This is a genomic window from Rhodococcus sp. IEGM 1306 (assembly GCF_036541985.1).
GTDB lineage: Bacteria > Actinomycetota > Actinomycetes > Mycobacteriales > Mycobacteriaceae > Rhodococcus_F > Rhodococcus_F qingshengii.
In genome coordinates this window covers 52,043-71,366 of the sequence record NZ_JAZHFF010000015.1, presented here as the reverse complement: position 1 = coordinate 71,366, position 19,324 = coordinate 52,043, and the positions used below count along the sequence as shown (strand labels likewise).

18 protein-coding genes are annotated in these 19,324 nt (G+C 62.6%); 9 read left to right on the top strand and 9 right to left on the bottom strand.

Translation table 11 applies throughout. The annotated features are described in order from the left end of the window. Positions 1-2: 2 nt before the first annotated feature. Positions 3-1,904 carry a glycosyltransferase gene (locus tag V3587_RS27980; protein WP_003943859.1) on the bottom strand — a complete coding sequence of 634 codons (1,902 nt, stop codon included), beginning with the start codon at positions 1,902-1,904 and terminating at the stop codon, positions 3-5. An 81-nt stretch (positions 1,905-1,985) separates the two neighbouring features. Continuing rightward, entirely contained in the window at positions 1,986-2,990 is a 1,005-nt protein-coding gene (gene rfbB, locus V3587_RS27975) for a dTDP-glucose 4,6-dehydratase (protein ID WP_283377498.1), read from the bottom strand. 98 nt (positions 2,991-3,088) lie between these two features. Between rfbB and rfbA the strand changes: the two genes are divergently transcribed. From rfbA to V3587_RS27955, 4 genes are read left to right on the top strand one after another with little or no spacing between them, the layout of a single operon-like run. Then, the gene (rfbA, locus tag V3587_RS27970; protein WP_283377499.1) at positions 3,089-3,964 is read left to right on the top strand and encodes a glucose-1-phosphate thymidylyltransferase RfbA; all 876 of its coding nucleotides are present in this window, start codon (positions 3,089-3,091) and stop codon (positions 3,962-3,964) included. A 1-nt stretch (position 3,965) separates the two neighbouring features. Beyond that, a complete protein-coding gene (locus V3587_RS27965) occupies positions 3,966-4,571 on the top strand; it encodes a dTDP-4-dehydrorhamnose 3,5-epimerase family protein (protein ID WP_151097587.1) in 606 nt (201 codons plus the stop codon). Positions 4,572-4,622: 51 nt separating this feature from the next. Further along, on the top strand, positions 4,623-5,714 hold the full coding sequence (locus V3587_RS27960; RefSeq protein WP_030535804.1) for a S1C family serine protease: 1,092 nt from the start codon (positions 4,623-4,625) through the stop codon (positions 5,712-5,714). Positions 5,715-5,748: 34 nt separating this feature from the next. Further along, positions 5,749-6,609, top strand: a complete 861-nt coding sequence (locus tag V3587_RS27955; protein WP_256520252.1) for an ATP-grasp domain-containing protein — start codon at positions 5,749-5,751, stop codon at positions 6,607-6,609. Here V3587_RS27955 and V3587_RS27950 read toward each other — a convergent pair. The 4 genes from V3587_RS27950 to V3587_RS27935 are packed head-to-tail and all read right to left on the bottom strand — an operon-like array spanning position 6,598 to position 11,153. After that, complete coding sequence (locus V3587_RS27950; RefSeq protein WP_058038043.1) at positions 6,598-8,145, bottom strand: AMP-binding protein; 1,548 nt, start codon at positions 8,143-8,145, stop codon at positions 6,598-6,600. The genes V3587_RS27955 and V3587_RS27950 overlap by 12 nt on opposite strands. Continuing rightward, positions 8,142-9,380 carry a thiolase family protein gene (locus V3587_RS27945; RefSeq protein WP_030535807.1) on the bottom strand — a complete coding sequence of 413 codons (1,239 nt, stop codon included), beginning with the start codon at positions 9,378-9,380 and terminating at the stop codon, positions 8,142-8,144. Before V3587_RS27945 ends, V3587_RS27950 begins: the two co-directional genes overlap by 4 nt. Then, a complete protein-coding gene (locus V3587_RS27940) occupies positions 9,377-10,309 on the bottom strand; it encodes a fumarylacetoacetate hydrolase family protein (RefSeq protein WP_030535808.1) in 933 nt (310 codons plus the stop codon). Before V3587_RS27940 ends, V3587_RS27945 begins: the two co-directional genes overlap by 4 nt. Positions 10,310-10,340: 31 nt before the next feature. Beyond that, positions 10,341-11,153, bottom strand: a complete 813-nt coding sequence (locus V3587_RS27935) for a cyclase family protein (protein WP_283377500.1) — start codon at positions 11,151-11,153, stop codon at positions 10,341-10,343. A gap of 209 nt (positions 11,154-11,362) precedes the next feature. On the opposite strand from V3587_RS27935, the gene V3587_RS27930 reads away from it, so the two are divergent. After that, entirely contained in the window at positions 11,363-11,971 is a 609-nt protein-coding gene (locus V3587_RS27930) for a TetR/AcrR family transcriptional regulator (protein WP_158170230.1), read from the top strand. A 13-nt stretch (positions 11,972-11,984) separates the two neighbouring features. Here V3587_RS27930 and V3587_RS27925 read toward each other — a convergent pair whose 3' ends face one another. The 3 genes from V3587_RS27925 to V3587_RS27915 are packed head-to-tail and all read right to left on the bottom strand — an operon-like array spanning position 11,985 to position 14,424. Next, on the bottom strand, positions 11,985-12,968 hold the full coding sequence (locus V3587_RS27925; RefSeq protein ID WP_283377501.1) for an alpha/beta hydrolase: 984 nt from the start codon (positions 12,966-12,968) through the stop codon (positions 11,985-11,987). A 19-nt stretch (positions 12,969-12,987) separates the two neighbouring features. Further along, positions 12,988-13,896 carry a PIN domain-containing protein gene (locus V3587_RS27920; RefSeq protein ID WP_042447630.1) on the bottom strand — a complete coding sequence of 303 codons (909 nt, stop codon included), beginning with the start codon at positions 13,894-13,896 and terminating at the stop codon, positions 12,988-12,990. 54 nt (positions 13,897-13,950) lie between these two features. Beyond that, a complete protein-coding gene (locus V3587_RS27915; RefSeq protein ID WP_074447111.1) occupies positions 13,951-14,424 on the bottom strand; it encodes a GtrA family protein in 474 nt (157 codons plus the stop codon). A gap of 63 nt (positions 14,425-14,487) precedes the next feature. Here V3587_RS27915 and V3587_RS27910 point away from each other — a divergent pair, with 63 nt between their 5' ends. The 4 genes from V3587_RS27910 (at position 14,488) to V3587_RS27895 (ending at position 19,305) form a co-directional block, all read left to right on the top strand. Continuing rightward, positions 14,488-15,921 carry an FAD-binding oxidoreductase gene (locus V3587_RS27910; RefSeq protein ID WP_003943934.1) on the top strand — a complete coding sequence of 478 codons (1,434 nt, stop codon included), beginning with the start codon at positions 14,488-14,490 and terminating at the stop codon, positions 15,919-15,921. After that, positions 15,918-16,679 (top strand): decaprenylphospho-beta-D-erythro-pentofuranosid-2-ulose 2-reductase, encoded by a 762-nt coding sequence (locus tag V3587_RS27905; RefSeq protein WP_283377502.1) that lies wholly within the window; start codon positions 15,918-15,920, stop codon positions 16,677-16,679. Before V3587_RS27910 ends, V3587_RS27905 begins: the two co-directional genes overlap by 4 nt. Before the next feature lie 90 nt (positions 16,680-16,769). After that, positions 16,770-18,623, top strand: coding sequence for a galactan 5-O-arabinofuranosyltransferase (locus tag V3587_RS27900; RefSeq protein WP_042921256.1), 1,854 nt, complete (start codon positions 16,770-16,772; stop codon positions 18,621-18,623). Positions 18,624-18,696: 73 nt separating this feature from the next. Beyond that, the gene (locus tag V3587_RS27895; protein ID WP_003943927.1) at positions 18,697-19,305 is read left to right on the top strand and encodes a TetR/AcrR family transcriptional regulator; all 609 of its coding nucleotides are present in this window, start codon (positions 18,697-18,699) and stop codon (positions 19,303-19,305) included. Positions 19,306-19,324: the final 19 nt, after the last annotated feature.

Sequence of the window (19,324 nt, the reverse complement as noted above, 5' to 3'; positions counted from 1 at the left end):
AGCTATCCGATCTTGTTTCCGTACAAGCGCGTCCAGTTCTCGGCGCTCGTGAGGCGCGGCATGGCGTCCGAGTACGCCTTCTTCATCTCAGGTGCGCGCTTACGCAGCTCCCAACAGACTTTGGCCGCGCGCTTGGCCAACTCGGTAGCCTGCTTCTTGTTGCGCCGACGGACGCGGACGCCGTTCTGCGACGCGTCCGTGACAGCGGCATTTTCGAACAACGACACATGCCACCAGTCGCCGAAGATCGCAGGAACCGTTACCGGTCGACGGTCGACACGCCCAGTCCACTGTTGAACTACGCGCTTGAGAAGCACCAGACCCTCGCGGTTCTCGTCGGGCTCGAACTCCCACACGGTCATCTGCGTATGTGGATCGGACTCCGCACCGACTGCCGAGGCCGGCTGCATTTTCGTTTCAGGGTATTCGTCACGTAGAGCACGAACGTCGACAAGAGCAGATTGCCCGCCGTCGTTGAGGAAGTCAGGCCCCTGCAGGAAATCCTCAGCCGCCTTGACGAATGTTGCCGCCAACCCGTACTGCATTCCTACAATGAGCTGAGTAATCTTGCGTAACAAGAACTTCGAGATCACCTTACCGTCGAACGGGCCGTAGATCGAAGAAACGATCAACCCATTTCGAATGCTGAAGTACCGGGACCAGTCGTCGTAATCCTTCAGATGGAAATCCGCGTGCCAGACACCGGCATTGGGCAGAGTTATCGTCGGGTGGCCGGCGAAGCGCGCTCGGATTCCGTACTCGATGTCATCCCACTGGAAGAAAAGCGGTATCGGCAAGCCCAGCTCGGAGATGATCTCGGCCGGCAACAGGCAAGTCCACCAACCATTCCAGCCCGCATCGAAGCGCATCTCCTGCTTCTTCTTCAACAGGTCGACGCCCATCATCGCGCCAGGAGTCAGGACCCCGGCCTTGAGCTCGTCGAGAACCTCTCGCTCCGCACTGACATGCAACATCGTCGGATTGTTCAGTGACAACATCTGAGCCCCGACGATTGCCGGCTCGACCGTCATATTTGCGAATGCATTCATCCTGAGCACCGATTCGGGCTCGCAAAGAATGTCGTCGTCCATGAGGATGACGTTGGCGTGCTCAGAACCTGACGAGGAAGTGATTTCGAGCATTCCACGCGAGAAACCGCCCGCGCCACCAAGATTCGGCTGCGTCAGATAAATCAACTTCTTGCCGAGATCGTGCGCGACAGTCTTGAAACGATCCCTGGATTGAACCTGATCTGTGCCCTGATCGACCACACAGACGGCGTCGATACCGGTCATCGCACCCGCATCGGACGCCATGGTCGCAACGGTTTCGACACAGTCGTCGGCGCGATTGAAAGTGCAGATGACAACAGCCGCCGGGCGTATGAACTCTGGGGCCGAGACAGTCCATGACACGCCGGAAACGACAACGGAACCTTTGGTCGCGACGAATTCCAACCACATCGCCCCGCCGTCGACGAAATGAGCGAGCGGCGCATCAATCGAGAGTTCACCCGATCCGGCGACCGAGTGAAGTGAAATCGTCCTCTTGCGTCCGCGCACATCCGATGCACGCAGGCTGACGTCGAGCCCGCCGTCGCCGACGTAGCTCAGCTGAATCCGCACCGAACTCACACGCGTCCACCGCTGCCAGAAACTGGCAGCAAATCGTCCGAAATACGTGTTGGTGCTCGCGGTCGCCGCTTCGCCCAATGTCAGAGAATGCCGATCGACGAGCGCATCACCCTTGGTGACCACATACATTGCCTCTGGCACCTTGGGGGACATCGATCGGAAGATGCCACGCTGGACCAGAAAACGATCCCCGTGTGGATGCTCGACCATTACCTCGTCAAGCACAGCCGTGTCATTTGCGACCGGCGTATCCGCGGAGGCCTCGTTCATCTACTGATCCCTACCGTTGTTGATGTAGCTACATCTGAGCACGTATCGGGCTCGAGGGTATCAACCGCGGCAGCCGGTGGTTCAGCGGACGACGGATTCTCCGGCTGAATACGTTGCCTCGACGCCGGCCTTCTGCGGACGCCACCACTGCTCGTTATCGCGATACCACTCGACGGTGGCTTCCAGTCCGCTTCGAAAATCGCGGTACTGCGGCTTCCACCCAAGTTCCTGCTGCAGTCGCGTCGAATCGATCGCATACCGCAGATCGTGACCAGGGCGGTCGGTGACGAAGTCGAAATCGTCCGGCTTGCGTCCGAAAATTTCGAGCAGAGCCGCAATCACCGTCCGGTTGTCGGTTTCACCGTCGGCGCCGATCAGATACGTCTCGCCGGACTTTCCGCGGTCCAGGATGTCCCAGACGGCGCGGTTGTGGTCCTCGACGTGAATCCAGTCGCGGACGTTGCGACCTTCCCCGTACAACCGCGGACGCACCCCGTCGAGCAGATTGGTGATCTGGCGTGGGATGAACTTCTCCACATGCTGGTACGGGCCGTAATTGTTGGAGCAGTTCGAGATGGTCGCCGCGATCCCGAACGAGCGCACCCAGGCACGCACGAACAGATCACTCGACGCCTTGGACGCCGAGTACGGACTCGACGGGTTGTACGGTGTCGTCTCCGTGAACTTCGCCGGATCATCCAGTTCGAGGTCGCCGTACACCTCGTCGGTCGAAATGTGGTGATAACGGACCCCGTGCGAACGCACTGCCTGCAGGAGCGAGAAGGTGCCCATGACGTTGGTGCGCAGAAACGGTTCGGGGTCGGCGAGGGAATTGTCGTTGTGGCTTTCGGCCGCGAAGTGCACGACTGCGTCGGAGCGCGAGACAAGATCGTCGACCAGCGGCTCGTCGGCCACGTCGCCGTGAACAAACGTGATCCGGTCCTCGACGGACGCCAGGGACTCGCGATTTCCGGCGTAGGTCAGAGCGTCGAGAACCGTGACTTCCACGTCGGGACCCGTCGCCACCGTCTGATGAACGAAATTGGCACCGATGAAGCCGGCACCCCCGGTGACCAGTAGTCGCACTTCATCTCCTCAGGCTCATCGAACGAACTCCCACTTTAGCGGCAGAATTCGCCATGTCCCGTTTGCATCGGCGGGCAGGAGTGCAGGACACTGCACGCATGCGCGGAATCATTCTGGCCGGTGGCACCGGGTCGCGGTTGCACCCGATCACCCTCGGAGTGAGCAAGCAACTCTTGCCCGTCTACGACAAGCCGATGATCTACTACCCGCTCTCCACTCTCATGCTCGCGGACATTCGCGACATCTTGATCATCACGACCCCACACGACGCCGAGCAATTCCGACGAGTTCTCGGCGACGGCTCACAATTCGGTGTGAATCTCACGTACGCGATCCAGCACGAACCCAACGGCCTCGCAACGGCATTCACACTCGGCGCAGAGCACATCGGATCCGACTCCGTGGCGCTCGTCCTCGGCGACAACATCTTCTACGGCCCCGGCCTCGGAACCCAACTCAGGCGTTTCTCCGACATCGACGGCGGAGCCGTATTCGCTTACTGGGTCTCGAATCCGACCGCCTACGGCGTCGTCGAATTCGACGACTCGGGTCGAGCAGTGTCCATCGAGGAAAAACCGACGTCACCGAAATCCAATTACGCAGTCCCCGGCCTCTACTTCTACGACAGCGACGTCGTGGCCATCGCACGCACGCTGAAGCCCTCTGCGCGTGGCGAATACGAAATCAGCGACATCAATCAGCACTATCTCGAAGCTGGCAAACTCTCTGTCGACGTCCTCCCCCGCGGAACCGCGTGGCTCGACACCGGCACACCCGATTCCCTGCTCGAGGCAGCGAACTACGTGCGGACCATCGAACACCGCCAAGGCCTCAAGATCGGTTCACCTGAAGAGGTCGCGTGGCGTCAAGGATTCATCAGCTCCAACCAATTACGCACTCAGGCAGAAGCATTGGGCAAATCCGGGTACGGCAACTACCTACTCGAGCTGCTCGAGCACGGCAAGGAATGGTGACGTGGAAATCCGTCCACTGAAGATCGCCGGAGCTTGGGAAATTACACCGAAGCAGTTCGGCGACAACCGCGGTGTCTTTCTCGAATGGTTCAAAAGCTCCGCCTTCACCGCCGCGACCGGCCGCACTCTCGACCTCGCGCAGGCCAACTGCTCGGTTTCCGAAGCCGGTAGCCTCCGCGGGATCCACTTCACCGACAATCCGCCCGGACAGGCGAAGTACATCACCTGCGTGAAAGGTGCCTTCCTCGACGTTGTCGTAGACCTGCGCGTCGGATCACCGACCTTCGGCGAGTGGGATGCAGTGGTGATCGACGACGTCGATCGACGAGCGGTGTTCCTTGCGGAAGGCCTCGGCCACGCGATCCTTTCACTCGAACACGGATCGACAGTGATGTACCTGTGCAGCGTCGAATACTCCCCCCACCTGGACCGCGACCTCGATCCCTTCGATCCGGAACTCGCGATCGAATGGCCGAGAACAGACCGTAAGGGCAACCCTCTGACCTACGAGCTCTCCGCAAAGGACGCTGCCGCGCCGTCCCTGGCGACGCTCCGCGCGGACGGCATGTTGCCCGGTTTTGTGGCCGAAGATTCGCCGAATCGGTAATCTTCACCTTTCACGACTCGATGGCATGACACCGGCGGGACGGACGGCTGGATGACCAAACGTGCGAGCAGACGCGGCCTGTGGACGGCCGTCGTTCTCGCAGCCGGCCTCGGTGGTCTCGCGCTGGTCGCACCGCCCCTGACTCCGGGAACGATCGAGTCCGCACCGGTCACCGTCATCACGACCACCCCACCATCGCCGGTTGTTCCGCTCACCCCGGAGGAGCTCTCGGCCCGAGTGGTCCCCACCATCGTCACCATCACGGCGCCGGCCGGATTCACCACCACTGCTGGGACCGGGATCGTGCTCTCCCCTGACGGAGTGGTGCTCACGAATCACCACGTCATCAGCGGAGCCTCGGACGTCACCGCCGTCAGCATGTCCAACGGGCTGATCTACGACGCCGAGATCCTCGGGTACGACAGCGTCAGCGATCTTGCCGTCCTTCGACTCGCGGGCGCTGACGATCTGCCGGTGGCTGTGGTCGGCAAATCAGCAGAAGCCGCTCGCGGGGACTCCGTCACCGCAATCGGAAATGCGGAAGGCGGCGGAGTACCCGTCCCGGCTCCCGGCGTCATCACCAACCTCGGTGTCACCGTCAACACCCGCAACGTGTCCGACGGATCGCGAAACCAGTTGAAGGGCCTCATCGAGGTCGACGCGGACATCCGGCCTGGCGATTCCGGTGGCCCCCTGGTCAACGCCATTGGCGAGCTGATCGGCGTCAGCAGCGCGGGCAACGCCGTCACCGACCGCACCGAAACCTCACCGGCGCCTCAGTCCTACGCGATACCGATCGACACCGCACTACCGATCGTCGAGCAGGTACTCGGTGGCCGCTCCTCCGAGAACGTGCGTGTGGGACCGACACCCGTACTCGGTGTCGCGGTGAAGGATCACGCGGACATGCCGGCCGGCGCCGAAGTTGTTGCCGTGAGCTTCGATTCGCCGGCCGAGCGGGTGGGGCTGACCAAAGGTGCGGTCATCACCGAGTTCGGTGGCAGCCGGATCGCGTCGTCCGCTGATCTCAACGCGGCGATGAGCTCGCGCCGCCCCGGCGACACCGTCGCGGTGACGTGGGTGGACGCAACCGGGCAACCCGGGACCGGTTCGCTGGTCCTCGACGAGGGGCCACCTCGCTAGTCTTAGAAGGCGCCAGCCGTGAAAGCATCGTGGCATGACCACGGTTCTCCTGCTCACCTGTGACGGCGCCGCCCGCGAGGCGGATGTCGAAAGCAAACTCGTCATGGAAGCTCTCACCTCCTACGGCATCGCGTCGACGATGGCGCCGTGGTCGAGCCCGTCCCTCCTCGATATCGACGCCGACCTGGTTCTGATCCGGTCGACCTGGGACTACACCCAGCGCCTCGACGAATTTCTCGCCGTTCTCGATCAGCTGACCGCTCCGATCGCCAATCCACTCTCGATCGTGAAGTGGAACGCACACAAGGGATACCTCACCGAACTTGCCGCGGCCGGCGTCCCCATCGTCCCCACCGCTGTGATCGCTGCCGGAAAGAGCGAAACACTCACCCTCCCTTCGTTCGAGGGTGCCGACGTCATCGTCAAGCCGGCAGTGTCCGCCGGCGCTGTCGGAGTGGGAAAGTTTGCCGCCGGGTCCGAGCAGGCCCACGCTCACCTCAGCTCGATCCTCGACGGCGGTAACGACGCGTTGGTCCAGCCATTCGTCTCGGACGTCGTCGACGGTGAGCGCTCGATCATCCACATCGGCGGACGCTACTCACACGCTGTCCGGAAGATCCCGGCCGCCCACGACTTCCGCGTGCAGGAATTTCACGGCGGAACCAACCACCTCCACGAACCGTCCGCCGCCGAACTCGCGGTGGCCGACGCAGCACTGGCCGCGACCCCATGCGGCCCCGGCGAATTGCTTTATGCGCGTGTGGACGTCGTGGGTCCGGTGGATCAGCCACTGCTCATGGAAGTGGAACTGATCGAGCCCGAACTCTTTCTGCCATTCGCCCCTGGATCTGCCGACGCCCTCGCACGGGCAGTTGTCGCGTCACTAGGTCGGTGACGCGCCACGGAGTGCCTTCTTGTCGATCTTCCCCAAAGCAGTGAGCGGCAGCGCTTCCAGAATCGAAATCTCCTTGGGCGCCCAGATCGGACCCTTGTGCGATCTCACGTGCGCGATGAGTTGATCGGGTGTGACCGACCATCCCGTCTTCAGTACGACTGCGGCGGTAACAGCTTCTCCCCATTGAGAATCGGGGACACCGAATACCGCACATGCTGCCACCGCGGGATGATGTCCGAGTGAGTCCTCGACTTCGCGCGGGTAGACGTTGAATCCACCACTGATGATCGTGTCTTTGATGCGGTCGACGATCGAGATGAGCCCACTTTCGTCGATTCGAGCAACGTCGCCGGTGTGCAACCACCCATTCGCGAGCGCTGCAGCGGTTTGTTCAGGTTTGTTCCAATAGCCGTCCATCACGAGCGGACCTCGCACACAAAGCTCGCCGGGTACGCCCGTCGCCGTCTCGTTTCCCTGCTCGTCAAGCAACACCACCTCGACACCTGGCATCGCGCGCCCACAACTCCCCAAAACTGCGGGATCGTCCGTGTGCTCACGTGTATCGAGTACCGTCAACGCATTCGGGGCTTCGGCCTGACCGTAATGCTGGCTCAGGATCGGCCCGAACACCGCCCCTGCCTGCTCGAGCCTGGTGGGGTCGATGGGTGCAGCACCGTAAAGCATCCAGTTCAGCCCAGACAGATTCGCATCCGACAGGCGTGGATGGTCGAGTAAGGCATAGAGCATCGTGGGAACCACGAATGTAGCTGTGACTCCGCCATTTTCGATGGCGTCGACAACTCTGTCCGGGTCGAACGACCTGTGCAACTCGAAGCTTGCACCTCGCAGCAGACCGGGTGCGACGAGCAGACCGGCAGCATGAGACATCGGCGTAGTGAGCAGCATGGTGGTTTCAGCCGGCCACTCCCACGTGGTGCAGGCCCAGGCATTGGCGACCAAGGATCGGTCCCTGAGCATGACGCCTTTCGGCTCACCGGTGGTTCCACCGGTGTAGAAGAGATACAAAGCTCGACCCTGACCGCCTAAGCCTGAACCTATTCCCGCCGTACCCAATTCACACGCTGATTCGAGGGCTGACAGTGACATCACTCGAGTCTGTGCCGCTTCGGCGCGTACCTGGAACTGTCCGTCGGCAACCAACAGGAGATCGGTACCACTGTCTTTCAGCACCATCCTGTCGTTCTCTTCGGTCGCGAGCGGATGGAGTGCCGTGTAGCGCACGCCCGCCAGACACGCCGCGGCCATGACCGTGAATGCTTCAGGACACGGCCCCGCAAGCAGGGCGACCCCGGCTCCGTCCGGCAGAGCGAAGCTACTGAGGACACCTGCAATCCGCTCGATCTGTTCCGCAGTCTGCCAATATGTCAGCTCGGCCCGATCACCGTTCCGATCCGTGAATCGAAACGCGATGTGGTCTGGTCGGCGTCGCAGCGCCGACAGAATCAGATCCGCATATCCCGCTTGCACCTGCAAGCCTGGCGCCATCGGTTCATCGTTCATGATGTCCGCGTTCATCGTGGCCCTCCCAAGATCGTGACCGCGGCGACGGCTTCCTCGATGCCGTAGAGACCTCCGCCGTTCTCTGCGACCGCGATTCGAGCACCCGGAACTTGTCGCCGCCCTGCTTGTCCACGCAACTGCGTGACAAGTTCGAAGACCTGCGCCAGTCCCGTTGCCGAGACCGGATGACCACGGGACTCGAGCCCACCTGACGGATTGACCGGACGCACGCCTCCCAACGAACTCGCACCGGACGCCGACCACGCGCCGCCCTCACCGATCGGGCAGAACCCCAGATTCTCGACCTGCTGCACTTCACCGAAGGCCGTGGCGTCGTGGACCTCTGCCACATCCACATCGCCTGGCCCGACTCCGGCTTCCTCGTATGCGCTCATTGCTGCACGGCGACCGATGTGACTCTCCACGTCATCTGCGGTCCGATCCGTGCCTGACACCAAGCTGCAACCGAGTACCTGCGCCGCCCGCCGAGAGGAATCGTGCCTTCGAGCAAAGTCCGCACTGGTCACAATGACCGCCGCTGCACCGTCACTGACGGGCGAGCACATCGGAACTGTCAGAGGCCACGCGACTCGCCTTGCGGCAAGCACCTCTTCGACGCTGAAGAGTTTGCGAAAGTGCGACCGCGGATTGTGCACGGAATGCGCATGATTTTTGGCTGCTACGGACGCGAGCTCGAACTCGGTGGTTCCGAATCTCTCCATGTGCGCCCGGGCAAGAGAAGCGTAGATCTCCATGAACACCGACCGCTCACCCTGCGATCCGAGTGCATCCGGCAGCGGAGCGGACAGCGAAGCAAGGCCCGCGAGCGTCTCGTCGCGATGCGCAACGTCGAGTGCACCGTCGAACACCTCCAGACTTCGAGCCGGATCCGAGCACACCAGCTTGTCCACCCCGACCGCCAACGCGACCTCGGACAGACCGGCGCGAACGTGGGCGATCGCCAGCCAGAGTGCAGTCGCGCCGCCGGCGCAGGCATTTTCGACATTGACGACCGGGACTCCCCCGAAACCGTATGGCCTCAAGGCAATCTGGCCTGGGATCATGTGCTGCCGGTCGATCGCCTTCTGGCTGACTGTCGCGTAGAAGACCGCACCGACGTCACCGCGGGTCAGGCCCGCGTCTTCGACGGCATCGATCGCCGCACGCCCCGCCAATTCCGAGGCCGCGGTATCCGCGTGCCGCCCGAAGAGAGTCGCGCCGACACCGAGAACCATGACTTCGCCGCTCACGCCACCACTCGATTCCTCAATACACCGAGGCCGGTGACCTCGAGTTCGACTACGTCTCCCGGTTCCAGGAACCGCCCGTGCTCCAAGCCGCATCCACTCGGCACGGTGCCGGAACAGAAGACTTCACCCGGGTACAGCCGCGTGGAAGTCGAAGCGAACGAAATCACGTCCTCGAAACGATGGTCCATGTCGGCGCTGGTTCCTCGGCTCACCTCGTCTCCGTTGATTCTCGCGGTCATCTCGAGTTGGTAGGGGTCACCGACTTCGTCGGCCGTCACGATCCAGGGCCCGAGGACATTCGCGTTCGAAAAGTCCTTGCTCTTACTGAGACCGAGTCCGGTGGAGATCTCCTCGAGCTGAGTATCGCGGGCGCTGAAATCGTTGAAGATGGTGTAACCGAAGATATGCGCAGGGGCATCCGCGCGTGAGATGTCGGTTCCACCGCGCCCCAGCACACAGGCGAATTCGAGTTCGTAATCGCGCAGGCTCGAGTACTCGGGCCACACGACGTCAGATTTGTGTCCGGTCACCGCCAATCGGTTCGCTATGTAATACAGCGGGCGCTCCAACTGGATCTTCGGCAGTTCGACGTCCTCGAGTGCGACCCCTTGAATTCGGGCGCGAGCGTTGCGGAAGTGATCCATGAAGCAGCCGAAGTCTCGGATCTGGACCGGCTGAGGAAGCGGCGACATCCAGCGCACATCACCTGCGTCGACGATTGCACTTGCCGGCGGCTCGTCTGCGAGCCGATCCAGGGTCTCCCGTGCCGCCGGACCACCTTCGATGATGGTTTGCATGGTTTCCAGTTCTGGAGCCGGTTTTCCCGTCACATCATGATGAGCTCGCTCGAGTAACAACAGTTGCTCGCCGCTGCCCGTCACCAGAGCCGTCTGCTGAGTCTTTTCGTATTCGACGGTCGCAAGTTTCACTGTGAGTCAATACCTTTCACTGAATTGTTCGTTAGGTGAGGCAGGAATTTTGCTCAGACGAACGCGACCACACGAGCCGGGGCAGCGCTGGCTCGCGCAAGCTTGATCGGGAAAAACGCCACGTGAAATCCCGAGGGCGGAAGCGCGGCGAGGTTCGCCAGTTGCTGAACGATGAATACTTCACGTTCGCGTCCGGCCCGGTGCCCGTCCCAGAGAACCGAGTTGTCCCCGGTGTCACGAAATTCTGCGCCATGACTGCAAAGCTCAAGTCCCAGCCGGCAGCGTCGGTGCCCAGCACCTTCGCGCCTTGCTCGGCGAGAAACAGCGTGCCTTCGCGACTCATCCCTGGATACTGAAAGAACCCTGGATCAGCCAAGGTGAAGCTCTCTTGTCCGGTACGGAGCAACACGGCACCACCCTGGGGAACGGACGCACCGTTTTCCGCCAGGGCAGCTTTCAGCGCGTCCACCGAGATCGGCTGATTCGCCTCGCACCGGCCGCGCAGGTCGAGCACCACTGTCTCGCAGAACAATTCATCCAACGCGATGTCTGTGATCGTGCGAGAAGGCTTACCCTCCGAGGTTGATCCGTAGTGCAACGGCGCGTCGACGTGTGTGCCCAGATGGCTGTTGAACTCACTCAACATCTCCGATCCCCACCCCTCACCGTCCGGAAGATCATGAACTCCGCACTGCAGTGCTGCCGCGAACTCGTCGCGTCCGGCACCTGCGGGGTGCGAGTAGGTCACCGAGGGGGCAACGACGGAAGCCAGTGCCTTCAAACCCTCGGGGAGCAATTCCCGATCGGCCGGATCGAGAGTTCTAGTCAGATCGATGAGTTCCATGTCCGCCCATTCCGTTAAGTTATTGGACGCTCAGCATAGAACTGGACGATCAACATAGGCAAGAGGGTGTCGCGAGAGGAATACGGCCGGCCGATGGCCGGCCTCGTAGCATGAGTGCGGTGCGCAGGTCTCGGCCCCGACGGGCGCGTCGACGTCACCGCGTGCCGGAATTGGCTGCACTCGAGAACGAAAGAAGGCAGGAACACCGAATGGCGTCGACACGCAAGCAGGAGATTTCCGAGGAAACCAGACGGCGACTGGTGAAAGCCGCGGCCGAACTGGCTGCCGAAGGCGGGTCGACCGCGATGTCCGTACAAGCCGTGGCAGAAAGATCCGGTATCAGCAGAGGGTCCGTGGCCTGGCACTTCGGATCGAAGGACGGGCTTCTACGAGCCGTCGTCGAGGACGCATTCCGGTGGGGCATGGAAAAGCTACGCGCAGAGTTGGCATCATCCTCGGCGACTGGAATCGAAGCATTGATCGAAGCCAACTTCGTACTGATGTCATACCCCGAGGCACGAATTTTCTCGACCATCTTGATCGAAGCCGTGATTCCCGGGTCCACCATCCGCGAGACCTACGCAGAGCAGTACGTCGCAATGCGAACGCTGTACGCGGACTACCTGCGTTCGATCGACACCCCGGTCACCAATCCGGAGTTGGTTGCCGTCACCCTTCTGGCCGGCACTCTCGGGATCAACCTCCAACATCGCCTCGATCCCGACAACGTCGATCGACGTTCAGCAGTAACCGAGCTCGAATCGATCTATGCCCGCGCGATGGCACCTACCACAACGTCAGGACACGAGAATCCCTAACCGGACCGGAAGTTCAACTTCCCGAACAACTTTCGCCCGCGACCTGGGGCGGGACCGCATCCAGCCTGGTGCGAATGAACCTGGCAACGTCACGTAGCGCTGCCCGGCTCTCCGGCAGGCCAGGCCAGACGGCGGGAAACGCGTGAACCTGGCCGTTCCAGATCTGCAGCGAGCACGGCACCCCCGCGGCGGCGAGCCGTTGCGCCATCACCTCCGAATCGACTCTGAGCACCTCGGATTCGGCGGCGATCAGCAACGACGGCGGCAGAGCGGCCAGATCGCCGTCGACGGGTGAGTTCGTCTGTCCGCCAAGCTTTCCGATCGCCATCAATGCCGACACCGGGGCGATCACGTCGCGTCGAGCGTTGGCGTGGACTGATTTGGTGGTGCAATCGAGATCGAGGAGAGGTGAGAGCCCGACAAGACCGGCCGGAACCTCGAGCCCCGCGGAAACAGCTGCAAGTGCCGTCGCGAAGACCAGAAAGCCTCCGGCCGAATCGCCAACGAAGACAACCTTTTCCGGCAAGGCTCCCTGTTCGAGGAGCCACCGGTATGCATCGAGACAGTCGTCGACGGACCCGCTGATGCTCGTGCTCGGCAACTGTCGATATGCGATGTGCAGGACCGGAAGGCCGGTTCGCTTGGCGATGCTTGCAACGACCGGCCGATGCGTGTTGAGCCCGCAGCACATGAACCCGCCGCCGTGCAGGTAGAGAACAACACCGTCGCGCAGATCAGCCGTCGAGCCTGCCGTCCGCACGAGTTCACCGTCGAAACCTGGAAAGCGAATCGCTTCCCGATCGATCCCGGACGGAATGCGTACACCCGCGGCCGAGTCCAGCACTGCGGCGCGGCGCATGGCGCCAGGCGTCAGCGGCGCGATCCCGACCACGGGCCGAAGCATCCATCGGCACGCGTTGTAGAGGACCTGCGATTCGATACTCGGCCTGCCGTATCGAGTTCCGGTCCTTCGACTGACTGTCGGCAACAGAGACATCTGTCCAGATTAGAAGCGATCAGGCACCGAAGAGGTCGACTTCGTCGAGATCGTCGACGATCGTGACCTTTCGTTTCCGCCCGCCGATGACCTTGCCCAGACCGCGCAGTCCACCGGACTGAGCTTTCGGGGCGGGTTCGATGCGCTGCGGCGCAACTCTCGTCCGCGCTGCGCGCTGAACAGGCTTGGGGGCGGGGGCTGCTGCAGGTGCCGCGGGTTCGGGAACCTCGGCTGGAACCACCGCTTCCGGCTCCACGAAGCCCTGAGCAACCGGGGCCTCGGGCGCGACCTCAGCGGCTTCCTCGACCTCCGCCACTTGCTCCACCTGCACCGGTCCGTCGATCACCGGGATGTCCGACGCCCAGCGGACCCGATACTCCAGACCGCGCGACGCCAGCTCACGCGCGAGATCGCCGTGCCAGACCCCGTCTTCGCCGTCGCCGTATGCCCGTGCGTCGGAGCTCACCCAGATGACGTCGACGCCCGGGTTGCGGTCGGCGAGATCGAGCACGGTCAGCCAGTTCAGCGTCGCCGGATATCCGTCTCGCTTCTTCTTGTCGGTATAGGGCCGACGCAGCGAGATCGCCCTCTCGGCCACCTCGAGATGCGAAACGTCGACTGGATCGACCACTTCGACGCCGATCGCCACGAGGTCTTCGATCACGTCGTCGACGTAGCCGTCGGCCTTGTCGTGAGCCGCGTCGACGAACCTCGTAAGGTCGCGCCGCAACCCCAGTCGGTCGTACATGCGCGCCTGGACGCTCAGGGCCGCGATCATCTCCGCCGATTCCTCGCGGTAGCGACTCGCAACCTCGAGGACGACCAATCGCGGCACGACGACGCGGTGTCCGAGTGCGCGAGCGTCGGCGATGGCAGTGTCGAACCGTGCGCCCCTGGTCAGGGCCGAAGAATCGAGAACGATGATCATGGGCTCGATTCTCTCTCGAGAAACCGGACGAATGCGCTAATCCACCCCGAACCGTTACTTGATCTTGAAGATCACTGCCCGCTGAACGATGAAGTTGATGACCGTCGCGGTGCCCTGCGCGATGACGAAGGCCAGCGGTGTCCGCCACCAATGCTCGTCGAAGACATGGACCATCAGTTCGTTGAGTCCGACCTGAACCGCAAAAGTGACCGCGTACAGCGCGACTACAGCGATGAAGCGGGCGCGAGAAGGCTCGGCCTTGAACGTCCACCGACGATTGATGAGGTACGCCGTCGTGGTGCCCGCAACGAAGCTCAGCGATTTTGCGGCGACGCGCGGCAACCCCAACGCGAGGAGCAGCACATACAGCCCGTAGTCCACGACCGCCGACAGCCCACCCGTCGCGACGAACCGGACGATCTGCGTTTTCAGGTCCAACGCGTCGTCGGCGATGTCCGTCGTGACAGGAATCTCGACGGGCAGCGGGACGTGGGGTTCGTGCTGGTGACTTGCAGGTGTTTCGGGCACGACGACGAGAGTAACCACTCGAGTCGGAGCCGTCGGCACTACTCCCAGGTAACCTCTACCTTGATGTCCACGACAGCAGAAGAGACGCCGCAGCCGGCTCTCCACACCCAAGCCCGCACCCTCACCGGTTGGGGACGCACCGCCGCCACCACTGCACAGGTGCTGTCCACCCCCGACGTGGAAGTGATCGCCAACGCGGTCGCCCAGGTTGCGGAACAGAACGATTCCAAGCCCTCGCATCTGCGACGCGGCGTCATCGCGCGCGGCCTCGGCCGCTCGTACGGTGACCCAGCGCAGAACGCCGGCGGCCTGGTCATCGACATGAATGCCCTCAGCCGCATTCACCGCATCGATCGCGACACCGCTCTGGTGGACGTCGACGCCGGCGTGAATCTGGATCAGCTGATGAAGGCTGCTCTGCCGTTCGGCCTGTGGGTTCCGGTCCTGCCGGGTACTCGTCAGGTCACGATCGGCGGCGCCATCGGCTCGGATATCCACGGCAAGAACCACCACAGCGCGGGCAGCTTCGGCAACCACGTCGTGTCGTTGGATCTGCTGACGGCCGACGGCAAGGTTCGCACGCTCACCCCCAAGGGCGGGCGCAACGACCCGAAGGCCGCACTGTTCTGGGCCACGATCGGCGGCATGGGCCTGACGGGCATCATCTTGCGGGCAACCATCAAGATGACACCGACCGAGACGGCGTACTTCATCGCCGACGGCGACGTCACCAACAGCCTCGACGAGACCATCGCGCTGCACAGCGACGGCAGCGAGGCCAACTACGAGTATTCGAGCGCCTGGTTCGACGCGATTTCCGCGCCCCCGAAGCTCGGTCGTGCGGCAGTCTCGCGCGGATCTCTGGCGAAGCTCGACCAGCTTCCGGCCAAGCTGCAGAAGAACCCGCTCGCCTTCGACGCACCGCAGTTGCTGACGTTCCCCGACGTCTTCCCGAACGGGCTGGCCAACAAGTTCAACTTCACCGCGATCGGTGAGGTCTGGTTCCGCAAGTCCGGCAAGTATCGCGGCAAGGTCCAGAATCTGACGCAGTTCTACCACCCGCTCGACATGTTCGGTGAGTGGAACCGCGCGTACGGATCCAACGGATTCCTGCAGTACCAGTTCGTGGTTCCGCCGGAGGCCGTCGACGAGTTCAAGAAGATCATCGTCGACATCCAGCGCAGCGGGCACTACTCGTTCCTCAACGTGTTCAAGCTCTTCGGCGAAGGCAATCAGGCGCCGCTGAGCTTCCCGATCCCGGGCTGGAACATCTGCGTCGACTTCCGCATCAAGCCGGGCCTGAACGAGTTCGTCACCGAACTCGACAAGCGTGTCCTCGAATTCGGCGGACGCCTGTACACGGCCAAGGACTCGCGGACGTCCGCGGAAACCTTCCACGCCATGTACCCGCGCATCGACGAGTGGATCGCGACGCGCCGCAAGTACGACCCCACAGGCGTTTTCGCCTCCGATATGTCCAGAAGGCTGGAACTGTGATCAACGCTGTAGGTAACCCGCAAACCGTTTTGCTTCTCGGTGGAACCTCCGAGATCGGCCTCGCCATCTGTGAGGAATACCTGAAGAAGGCGCCGCTCCGCGTCGTTCTGGCGGCACTCCCTGGCGATCCGGGACGCGAAGCTGCGGTCAAGCAGCTCGAAGCGAAGGGTGCCACCTCGGTGGAGCTCATCGATTTCGACGCCGTTGATTTCGAATCGCACCCGAAGGTGATCGACCAGGCGTTCTCGAACGGTGACGTCGACGTCGCCATCGTCGCCTTCGCACTGGACGGTGACTCCGAAGAGCTGTGGCAGAACCAGCGCAAGGCCGTTCTGGTGGCAAACGTCAACTACACCGCTTCCGTCTCGGTCGGTGTTCTTCTCGGCGAGAAGATGAAGGCTCAGGGCTTCGGCAAGATCATCGCGATGTCGTCGGTTGCCGGCGAGCGCGTCAAGCGTGCCAACTTCGTCTACGGATCCACCAAGGCGGGCCTCGACGGTTTCTACCTCGGACTCGGCGAGGCTCTCGCGGAATTCGGACCGCAGGTCACCGTCGTTCGCCCCGGCATGGTGCGCACGCAGTTCAGTGCCCACGTCGAGGAAGCTCCGCTGACGGTCAACAAGGACATCGTCGCGAAGCTCGCTGTTGCCGCCTCGGACAAGGGCAAGGAAATCGTCTGGACTCCCGGCCCGTGGCGCTTCGTCATGATGGGTCTTCGCCACGTGCCGCGCCCGATCTTCCGGAAGTTGCCGGTTTAAGCTCCTCCCGTGCCAGAAACAACAACTGCTCCGAGTACAGACCTTTCGACCCCGTCGCCGTGGCGTAATGCCGCGGCGACGGTGGTGGAAATGGCCCTCGGAGCGCTGGTCGCCGCTGTTGTAGCCGCTGTCGGGCTCTTTGCTTTCGGCCGAGTGCAGTGGCCGGCGTTCACCTCTTCCAATGTCACGCAGGCAGTCACGACGGTGCTGCAGGTGCTCTGCATCGCAGTGGTCGGTGTTGCGGTTCTGATGTTCCGCGCCCGCAAGGCCGAGCGGGTCGCAAAACTCCTCTCGTGGGCCGGGCTCTCCGGCTTCGTCACCACGACGCTCGGACTTCCCCTGGCCGCGACGAGTCTGTATCTGCACGGCGTCTCGGTCGATCAGCAGTTCCGGACCGAGTACCTGACCCGGCTGACGGATTCTGCTGCGCTGCAGGACATGACGTACGTGGATCTGCCGCCGTTCTACCCGGCCGGCTGGTTCTGGATCGGTGGACGCGTCGCGAACCTGCTGGGAATGGACGGCTGGGAAGCCTTCAAGCCTTATGCGATCGGCTCGTTGGCTGTCGTCGCCGTCGTTGCACTCGTGTTGTGGACCAAGCTGATTCGACGCGATTGGGCCGTCGTCGCGGCATTGGCCGTCACTGCCGTCGTGTTGGCGTACAACTCCCCCGAGGCGTACGGCGCCGTCATCAACCTCCTGATCCCGCCAGTGCTGATCCTCGCGTGGGGCGCATTGGACCGGCCGGGGGCATCTCGATTTGCCGGAGCCGGCGCAATACTCGGGACGGGCCTGTTCCTCGGTCTCGCCGCAACGGTCTACACGCTCTATCTCGGATTCGCCGCGTTCGCAGTGACTCTGATGGCCTTGGTTGCCGCAGTACTTGCCGCACGCGCCCAGAACACGTGGAAAGCCGCACTGGGATCCCTCGTCAGGCTCGCCGTGATCGCGGTGATCTCCGGCCTGGTGGCTCTGACCGTCTGGACGCCGTACCTGCTGAAGGCACTCTCCGGTGCCACCGCAGAGTCCGGCACCGCAATGCACTACCTCCCCGATTCCGGTGCGGTGCTGCCCTTCCCGATGCTGAGCTTCACCCTCGTCGGCGGACTGTGCCTACTCGGCACGATCTGGCTGATTTCGCGGTTCCTGTTCTCCCGCCGCGCCCGAGCACTCGGTATCGGTGTCATTGCCGTGTACCTGTGGGCATTGCTGTCCATGACGTTCACCGTCGCCGGCAGTACGCTCCTCGGTTTCCGACTGGAGCCGGTCCTGATCGGACTCCTTGCCGCCGCCGGTGTGTTCGGTTTCTTCGAGTTCGCCGGTTGGATCGTGCTGGCCACCAGCGAAAATCCTCGCGTCAAAGCGGTACTGGTTGCACTCGGTGTCATCGGAGCCATCGCCTTCGCGCAGAACATCCCGCAGGTGCTGGCGCCGGATATCGCTGTGGCATACAGCGATACCGACGGCAACGGCGAGCGCGGGGACAAGCGACCCCCGGGTGCCGAAGCCAATTACGCCGACATCGACCGGATCATTCGCGAGCAGTTGGGACGCGAACCCCATGACACGGTGGTCCTCACTGCCGACATCGGCTTCCTCAGCTTCTACCCGTACTTCGGCTTTCAAGGACTGACGTCGCACTACGCGAACCCGCTCGCCGATTTCCGTGCGCGCGCTGCGCTGATCGAGCAGTGGTCGGAACTGAAGACGCCTGACGAACTGATAGCTGCGCTGGACTCGGCGCCGTGGCGCAGCCCCGACGCCTTCGTCTTCCGCCAGGGCGCCGACGGGTACACGCTGCGGTTGGCAGAGGACGTCTACCCCAACGACCCGAACGTCCGCCGCTACACGGTCACGTTCCCCAAGGAACTGTTCGACGATCCTCGTTTCACCGTGACCGAGCAGGGGCCGTTTGTGGTCGTTACCCGCTCTGACGCAATCTAACCAGGAGATACGTCACAAAAGGCTTACCGTCGGGGTCGTTGACGCGACCCCGACGCACCCCTAGCTTCATACCGTGCCCCGAACCGATGCCCGAGCGGCGATGATCGATGCAGCCGAGCGTCTGGTTGCCGAGCGAGGTCTGGCCGCTCTGACTCTTCGTGATGTTCAGACCGAAGCCGGGCAGGCCAACAAATCGGCTGCGCAGTATCACTTCGGGTCACGTGAAGGTTTGCTGGCGGCCGTCGTCGAGTCCAGAATGCGACCTGCCGGTGAGCGTCGTCGTGAGTTGCTCGACACGATCGATCTCGACGCGAATCCACCGACGATGCGTGCCCTCGTCGAGGCTCTCGTCCTGCCGTTGGCGGAACAGACCATCTACCGCGAGGGCACGTTGTACGCGCGGTTCCTGGTGCAGTCGATCTTCGACCCGGCGATGTCGTCGACTATCCGTGACCACATGCAGGCCGAGAGTTTCCGCGAAGTTCAGCGGCGGATAGTCGCTGCGTCCTCGTTACCGGCAGAGATCGCCGAACTTCGGGCAGGAACTCTGACCGTGCTCACCGTCGTCACTTTTGCCACGTGGGAAGGCCGCGTCGACAGCCGCGAACGTGCTCACGTGATCGTTGCCGACCTGATCGAAAGTTGCCTCGGAGCACTCTCGGCCCCGGCTGCGCAAATCTGACACGCTGTCCGGCGAGTTT